General features: G+C 59.4%; 1 protein-coding gene. It reads right to left on the reverse strand.

Features of this window, described 5'->3' with window-relative positions; translation table 11 throughout:
- Nucleotides 1-11: 11 nt before the first annotated feature.
- Nucleotides 12-1,232 (reverse strand): ISL3 family transposase, encoded by a 1,221-nt coding sequence (locus tag J1M86_RS24100; RefSeq protein WP_206511657.1) that lies wholly within the window; start codon nt 1,230-1,232, stop codon nt 12-14.
- Nucleotides 1,233-1,399 lie beyond the last annotated feature (167 nt).

Below are 1,399 nucleotides of genomic sequence, written 5' to 3' on the forward strand. Positions count from 1 at the left end.
TGTGCCCCTCCTTACCTTTGTGTGGGTAGCTTGACCTCGATTCCGCCGAGGTTGAGATAGATCATTGCTTTCAGCGATGCGGCAGAATGGTGGCCGTAGCCTCGGGCGTTGATCAGCCTGATCTTCGAGTTGATTCCCTCGATGAGGGCATTGGAGATACCCAATTCGATTGCTGCGCAGATCGCATCGGATTTCTTGTCGATCATCCGGGCGAGTTGAACGAACGCGATGATCCCGCAGGACTGTGCTTCGTCGATCCAGCGCCGCAAATATCGTGCAGCGTTCGAGGGCGCGACCTTTCGATAAAGATCCCGGAACTGTTCCTTCAAACGCCACGCCGTCCCGACTTCGGTATCAGCTGTGGTCACGGTCCGCAGTAGAGATTTATGGGCCTTGGTGAGCCGATTCTTACCGAGCCGCAGCGCTGTTCGAGCTTTGCGCCACTCCGGTGCTTGCATGGTCAGCGTTCGACGAATGGACGCGGCATCGGAGAACACCCGGTCCAGCGCTCGATTGACCCATTGCATGACGTGAAAGGGATCCATGCATTGACGCGCCTGTGGGACGTGATGTTCGGCGGCCGCCCGGAACGCCGGTGACCCGTCCATCGACACCACCTGCACCTGGTCGCGCTCCTGCGCTGACTGTTGTTCGAAGAACTCCGAAAACGAGTCCCGACCGCGGCCCTCGGAGATATACACGACCTTGCCGGTGTCATGATCGCCCACGATCGTGAGGTACTTGTGGGGATGCCGATAACAGATTTCGTCTACACCAATTCGATACAGCCGATCGAGACGGCGCGAGTCGATCAACGCATCGACCGCGCGTGTGACGATAGAGGTGACCGTGCGCCACGCACAGCGCATCAACGTTGATACCGAGGTCCTGTCAGTGCGTGTGACCAGCCACAACACTGTGTCCTCGAAGTCCCGCGAATGCCGGGCTCGTGGCCGCGCCCACGGGATGTCCTCGGTCCGAACACCGCAGGTCGGGCACTCGATCCGTCGGATCGCATAGACCAGCCACACCTTGTGCCGGCCGAAATCGAGATGACGCCAGCGACGAGGTTCGCGATCGTAGGCCGCGGTGCTCGAATAGCCACACGGGCACTTCACACGACGTGCCGTAAGTCTGAGCGTGACCTTGACGGAAGCGTCTGTGATCGACACATCCGATACCGATGCACCGGGAATCTGAAGCAGGCGGTTAAATGCAGTACTGACGCGCACGTGTAGCGGTCCTCCGGATTGAGGTTGGTGTAGGAACCCCGAAATCTAGAGGCCCAACACGTGCGCGTCCCTCATCTCACCGGCAACTCGCCGAACACTGCGTCCAACAACACAACCCGCCCTGAACAGCAGAAATGGCGCCCACACAAACCTCAGGAGCGCCACAC

Source organism: Rhodococcus sp. KRD197, from assembly GCF_017168235.1.
Taxonomy (GTDB): domain Bacteria; phylum Actinomycetota; class Actinomycetes; order Mycobacteriales; family Mycobacteriaceae; genus Rhodococcoides.